Origin of the sequence: Phocaeicola intestinalis (assembly GCF_014837065.1) — a bacterium.
GTDB classification, from domain to species: domain Bacteria; phylum Bacteroidota; class Bacteroidia; order Bacteroidales; family Bacteroidaceae; genus Phocaeicola; species Phocaeicola intestinalis.
This window is the reverse complement of the sequence record NZ_JACSPP010000097.1, coordinates 1-6,598: the sequence shown is the minus strand read 5'-3', so window position 1 is coordinate 6,598 and position 6,598 is coordinate 1. Positions and strand designations below refer to the sequence as shown.

Genomic DNA, 6,598 nt, shown 5'->3' with positions numbered 1-6,598 from the left:
TCTGCGATATGTGGAAATCCCTGTGCCCCTTTTATATCCCAAGAAGAAGGTTTTCTATTAACTTGCGAAACTTGAATTATCAATAAATAAAACTCTTCCTTGCCTGTATAAAATCTCTTCGCAAATACCATCACCGGCAGTTCTGAAAAACATAAGTCTTCTATCTATACACCTTAATTATATAATAAGATGAAGGAAATCGAATCCGGCAAATACTGCCTACGACACTGATGAGTATGTTTTCGTTATTTTTCATAGTCGGGAAATCTTTAATAAATAATTAGTTGTTTTTATAGTATTTTCAAAGGTAAGCGATTCTGGTTAAAACAGAGGTAGACAAATGGATATTATTGGTGGACAAACCAAAAAATCAACTATCATACAAAAATAGAAGCCAAACAAAAACACTTCCCTACCGATTCACCAAGTCTTACAGAAACAAGCTGATAATCAACACAATTACTTAAAAACAAAAAACAGTTTCTAAATTGCCAGCTGATGTATAAAAGCGAATGTTCACAAATTGCTGTACGCTTACAGCCGAACGCAAGAAAAGCTTAAAGCCTATTTAAAATTGAGATACTCTGATTTAGAAGTTAACTATTGCTTGAAAGTCAAGATATAAGTAACACAGAATATTATAAAACACACATATCCTCACCTGCTTCTTCTTATTTATTAAGGATAAGCAGGTGGGGATATGTACATAAAAAAAGCATAATGCCACACGCCTGGGCACAAACAAATTCCGTCAACGGACAATATCGGTCGGATAAACAGACGGCATGTCTATCTTTCTCCAAATCTCATGAGACCATACATCGTCTCCTTTTTCTGCTGACTTGAACCGTACAAACATCAAGGTACCGTTTTCAGCCATTTCGTAATGCATCACATTGTCTTTACCGTCCAACTGAGGAAGATGGATGTTTTTCTTCACATGCTCGGTAAAAGTAGAATCATTGTTTTGGGTATATGTACCCGAACCAATAATAATAGCTCCCGTTGGCATCATAACTACATTGGTAAATTCACCACTTTCACCCAAAATTTTCAACGAATTACTTGGTTTCAAATCTCCCGGCAAGGCAGGCAATGAAGAACTGTAAAAACACATTTGCCATACACCGGTCAAAGAAGCCGAAGTATTCTCATTAAACAAATTTTGTGCAAACGTATTCACCACACCCATAAATGAGCACAATACTGCGATAATTAAAGAACGTGCTTTCATGATGTAAAATTTTAAAGTTAAACGAATAAGTGATGTACAAATATATAGAACTTTTCCGTAAAACCTTACTTTCGGACAGATAATTTAAAGGAGAAGAATGTTAAAGATATTAAAACAAGACAAGCTCGGAAAAGTCAAAAAGTTAAGCCAACAGTCCGGATGATTCATTATCAACCAGACTGTTGGCTTCTAAGAAACGGAGCGATAATGTCTTCTTCACTCCTCCAGCTTAATTTCTTTAATTCTTCAGCTTAAAACTCTGCGTTATGCGGTGTACGTGGGAAAGGTATCACATCGCGAATATTCGCCATACCAGTCACAAATAACAGCAAACGCTCAAAACCAAGTCCGAAACCAGAATGAGGACAACTTCCATACTTGCGGGTATCCAAATACCACCACATATCTTTCATCGGGATATTTAACTCCTGAATACGGGTCAGCAACTTATCATAATCAGCTTCACGCTCTGAACCACCGATGATTTCGCCAATCTTCGGGAATAAGACATCCATCGCACGGACAGTCTTGCCATCATCGTTCTGCTTCATGTAGAACGCCTTGATTTCTTTCGGGTAATCAGTCAATATTACCGGACGCTTGAAATGCTCTTCCACAAGGTAACGTTCGTGTTCCGAAGCCAAGTCTACGCCCCAATATACCGGGAACTCAAACTTATGTCCGTTGGCTACAGCTTCTTCCAATATCTTGATACCTTCTGTATAAGGCAAGCGGACGAAATCTTCTTTCAGCACACCCTGCAAGCGTTCAATCAGTTCCTTGTCGAAATGGTCGTTCAGGAACTTCACATCATCATAGCAATTATCAAGTGCCCATTGCACACAATACTTGATGAACTCTTCCGCCAAATCCATGTTGTCGTTAATGTCATTAAACGCTACCTCGGGTTCAATCATCCAGAATTCAGCCAAATGACGCGGTGTATTTGAATTTTCGGCACGGAACGTAGGACCAAACGTATAAATCGCCCCCAATGCCGTAGCAGCAAGTTCGCCTTCCAATTGACCGGATACGGTCAGACTTGCCTGCTTACCGAAGAAATCATCATCGTAAATGATGGAGCCATTTTCATCTTTCTTCAAGTCATAAAGGTTCAAGGTAGTGACCTGAAACATCTGACCAGCCCCTTCACAATCGGAAGCCGTAATCAGCGGTGTATGAAAATAAAAGAAACCACGGTCGTGGAAAAACTTATGAATGGCAATTGCCATATTATGGCGCAAACGGAATACAGCCCCAAACGTGTTGGTACGCGGACGCAAGTGTGCAATCTCCCGAAGGAATTCCATTGAATGCCCTTTTTTCTGCAACGGATAAGTATTGTCGCAAGTACCCAAAATCTCGATTTCACGTGCCTGCACCTCAGCAGCCTGCCCTGCACCGACCGATTCGACCAATACACCATTAACGCTTACACAGGCACCTGTAGTGATTTGTTTCAGCACTTCTTCATTGAAGTTGACAATGTCTACAACAACCTGTACATTATTTATAGTAGAACCGTCATTCAATGCAATAAAGCTGACTTGTTTGCTACCGCGGCGGGTACGTACCCAACCTTTCACATTGACCATCGTGCCAAAATCGCGACACTTCAGCAGGTCAACAATCTTTGTTCTACGAATCTTTTCCATTTTTCTGTCTGTTAGTTATTAAATCAAAACACAGAGACACTGCCTCAAAAACTCATCCCAAATCACCGCACGATAAATTCAAAACAGTTTCTGAGCATACCCCTTATGAAAACGTAAGATAACTCTCTGTTGTGCCTCTGTATTCATCGGTTGTCACTTTCTGCTTATTCAAACGACCCCATACGGAGCATGTTCACTTCGCGTTCTGTCAGATAACGCCAGTCACCCCGACGCAAGCCTTTCTTGGTCAGACCTGCAAAATATACACGGTCCAACTTGATAACACGATAGCCCAACGATTCGAAAATGCGGCGTACGATACGGTTCTTGCCCGAATGAATTTCGATACCTACCTGCGATTTGTCCGTATCAGAAGCATAACTTATCGCATCGGCATGTATTTCTCCATCATCCAATGTAATACCTGACACAATCTGATCCAGATCGGCTTTCGTCACATTCTTGTCCAGGTATACATGATAGATTTTTTTCTTCAAAAATTTCGGATGAGTCAATTTCGATGCCAGATCACCGTCGTTTGTCAACAACAGCACACCTGTCGTATTACGGTCCAGACGCCCTACCGGATAAATCCGCTCCTTGCAAGCACCTTTCACTATATCAAGCACAGTCTTACGTTCTTGTGGGTCGTCCGAAGTTGTCACACAGTCTTTCGGTTTATTCAGTAATACATACACCTTACGCTCTATACTGACCGGCTGGTCGTGGAATTTCACCTCATCACTGCGTTTGATTTTTGTTCCTAACTCGGTGACCACCTGTCCATTTACCGAAACCACACCAGCTGTGATAAACTCGTCAGCCTCCCGACGCGAGCAAATGCCTGCATTTGCCAAAAACTTATTCAAACGGATTGGTTCATTGGGATCTGTCAATATATCCTTGTACTCAATCTGTTTTTTCATGCTATATTTCGCATTGGGATTATAATCGGCAGTACGCGGACGGCCACCTTGCCGGTTATAACCTCCAGCATTGTTATTGAAACGCGGACGTTGCGGACGATAACCACCTTCTTCACCCTGCTGCTGTCCACCGTTGTAACGCGGACGGTATGGACGCTGTTCACCATCATTGTTGTCCTTATTATATCGAGGAGAATAAAAAGAACGCTGCGGACGATAGCCACCCTCTCCTTGCTGCCCACCATTATAACGCGGACGATATGGGCGCTGCTCACCGTTGTCGTCTCGGTTATAACGGGGCGTATAAGAAGAACGTTGCGGACGGTAACCGCCATCTTCATTCTGCTGCCCACCCTCATAGCGCGGACGATACGGGCGTTGCGGACGACCTTCTGTATTAGGATTAAAACGGGGACGGTGTCCGTACGCACTTCCTCCCTCACTCCGATTATACTTGCCAGCCCCTTCTCTGTTGTACGATTTGTAACCATCACGGCCAGACGGGGTGTTTCCCCCTTCTTGTCTGTTTTCTTTCTCTGCCATATTCTTTTTGCTTTTTATAAATTAATGATTATACCCTTCCCGGGCGTTATTTCTTTAGTTAACGAATTGACAAGGTACCAGGAAACCAGGTTTCATTTCTTGCAACCAAAAACTTTGTCAACTGGTACCTCGTGTCTAGTCAACGTTTTTTACATTCCTGTATAATTGTGAGGGGTAATCGCACGCAGTTCCTGCTTCACCCTTTCACTCACATTCAATGTTTCAATAAAATTTTTAATAGAAGCCTCGTTGATAACCTGATTGGTACGTGTCAGGTCTTTCAACGCTTCGTAAGGATGAGGATACCCTTCCCGGCGCAGAATCGTCTGAATGGCTTCTGCCACCACGCTCCAGCAATTGTCCAGGTCTTCATATATCTTGTGTTCGTTCAGCAACAGCTTGCCCAAACCTTTCAAAGAACTCTGGATAGCGATAATCGTATGTCCGAACGGAACGCCGATGTTGCGCAATACCGTAGAGTCGGTCAAGTCGCGTTGCAGACGCGACACCGGCAATTTAGCCGACAAGTGCGCAAGCACTGCATTCGCCATGCCCAGATTTCCTTCCGCATTCTCGAAATCAATCGGGTTCACCTTGTGAGGCATCGCACTCGAACCGACTTCGCCCGCCTTGATTTTCTGCTTGAAATATTCCATCGAAATGTATTGCCAAAAGTCACGGTTCATGTCGATCATGATTGTATTGATACGCTTCATTGCATCAAAGATAGCACCCAAGTTATCGTAATTCGAAATCTGCGTAGTATACTCTTCCCGTTCCAAGCCCAATTTTTCTGCTACAAAACGATTACCGAATGCCTTCCAGTCTATTTCGGGATAAGCCACATGGTGCGCATTATAATTTCCGGTAGCGCCACCAAATTTTGCTGTAACCGGACAAGCTTTCAACATTGCCAGCTGACGCTTCAAGCGATAAGCAAACACCTCGATTTCCTTGCCCAGACGGGTAGGAGAAGCAGGCTGCCCGTGAGTTTTTGCCAACATCGGAATATCCTTCCACTCTTCGGCATACACTTCCAACTGCTCTATCAGTTTTTGGATTTGTGGATAATACACCTCATCCAGTGCATCCTTAACAGACAAAGGCACTGAAGTATTATTGATATCCTGCGAAGTCAGTCCGAAATGAATGAATTCTTTATACGGCTCCAGCCCTCCCAAGCGGTCGAACTGCTCCTTGATAAAATATTCCACAGCCTTCACGTCATGGTTCGTCACACTTTCAATTTCCTTGATACGACCTGCATCCGCTTCCGAAAAGTTACGGTAAATGTCGCGCAGCGAATCAAAACGTGCCGCATCCAAGCCTTCCAGCTGAGGCAAAGGCAATTCACACAACGTAATAAAATACTCTATTTCTACGCGCACACGATATTTCATCAGTGCATACTCGGAAAAATAAGCAGCCAAAGCACCTGTCTTATTTCTATACCGCCCGTCTATTGGAGAGATGGCGGTGAGCAAATCCAGTTCCATCATAATGCTACTAGTAGTTTTTGATTCGAAATAATGATCATTAATGGCGCAAAGGTACGATTTTTTCCTGAGTTAACAGGACTAATACTGAAAAGTTTAGCAATTATTTATTATGAGCACCAACCCGACGTGCCACACGGACAATCTTATCACAAAAACACACGATACATGCAAAACAGTTCCTGATTTTTACAAGAAAAAGAACATCCTATCAAAGAAACCATTAACTTTGCAGCATCAAATGAACCACAAAAAACATAAACTATCATGGAATTACCCAAAGACCCGATGATGCTTTTCAGTTTCATCAACACCAAATTGCGTGACTTTTACCCTTCACTTGACGCCCTTTGCAAAGATATGAACGTAAACGAAGAGGTCATTGTAAACACCTTAAAAGCTGCAGGATTCGAATATAACCGCGAACTGAACAAGTTTTGGTAAACAAATACCGGCCGGCAAGTTTACGACAAGCAGCTTACGGCATCCGGTTTCAAAACTTTCCGTTTTTACTCTTCGTCAGATACTACTATCATCCTCATCACTGAAACGAAAATGACTCAAGAACTCATCCCGAATCAGCACACGATAAAATCAACACATAGCTGACTTGCTTGTAAGATTATTAATCTTCATGCCGGAAGATTATTAATCTTCACGCTGTAAGATTAATAATTAGGGTGTCCAGTTTAATGTTCCCAATTTAGCCCACATTTTTGAGCTGTTTGGTGCGTACTGTAACCC

5 protein-coding genes are annotated in these 6,598 nt (G+C 42.5%); 1 reads left to right on the top strand and 4 read right to left on the bottom strand.

What is annotated here, in order from left to right; all coding sequences use genetic code 11:
- Positions 1 to 751 precede the first annotated feature (751 nt).
- From H9625_RS16770 to purB, 4 genes are all read right to left on the bottom strand, one after another.
- Complete coding sequence (locus tag H9625_RS16770; protein ID WP_022038926.1) at positions 752 to 1,234, bottom strand: DUF4488 domain-containing protein; 483 nt, start codon at positions 1,232 to 1,234, stop codon at positions 752 to 754.
- Between the two features lie 251 nt (positions 1,235 to 1,485).
- Positions 1,486 to 2,889 (bottom strand): asparagine--tRNA ligase, encoded by a 1,404-nt coding sequence (gene asnS, locus H9625_RS16765; RefSeq protein WP_087213001.1) that lies wholly within the window; start codon positions 2,887 to 2,889, stop codon positions 1,486 to 1,488.
- A gap of 164 nt (positions 2,890 to 3,053) precedes the next feature.
- Positions 3,054 to 4,358, bottom strand: coding sequence for a pseudouridine synthase (locus H9625_RS16760; RefSeq protein ID WP_087212998.1), 1,305 nt, complete (start codon positions 4,356 to 4,358; stop codon positions 3,054 to 3,056).
- 149 nt (positions 4,359 to 4,507) lie between these two features.
- Positions 4,508 to 5,854: an adenylosuccinate lyase gene (purB, locus tag H9625_RS16755; protein ID WP_087213004.1), complete on the bottom strand. Its 1,347-nt coding sequence runs from the start codon at positions 5,852 to 5,854 to the stop codon at positions 4,508 to 4,510.
- A 267-nt stretch (positions 5,855 to 6,121) separates the two neighbouring features.
- On the opposite strand from purB, the gene H9625_RS16750 reads away from it, so the two are divergent.
- Positions 6,122 to 6,298 (top strand): DUF4250 domain-containing protein, encoded by a 177-nt coding sequence (locus H9625_RS16750; RefSeq protein ID WP_022038922.1) that lies wholly within the window; start codon positions 6,122 to 6,124, stop codon positions 6,296 to 6,298.
- The last annotated feature ends 300 nt before the right edge of the window (positions 6,299 to 6,598 follow it).

Bases quoted from the DNA above. Each gene is read 5' to 3' on its own strand.
- H9625_RS16770 (WP_022038926.1), bottom strand. From the start codon at position 1,234: ATGAAAGCACGTTCTTTAATTATCGCAGTATTGTGCTCATTTATGGGT.
- asnS (WP_087213001.1), bottom strand. From the start codon at position 2,889: ATGGAAAAGATTCGTAGAACAAAGATTGTTGACCTGCTGAAGTGTCGC.
- H9625_RS16760 (WP_087212998.1), bottom strand. From the start codon at position 4,358: ATGGCAGAGAAAGAAAACAGACAAGAAGGGGGAAACACCCCGTCTGGC.
- H9625_RS16750 (WP_022038922.1), top strand. From the start codon at position 6,122: ATGGAATTACCCAAAGACCCGATGATGCTTTTCAGTTTCATCAACACC.
- purB (WP_087213004.1), bottom strand. From the start codon at position 5,854: ATGGAACTGGATTTGCTCACCGCCATCTCTCCAATAGACGGGCGGTAT.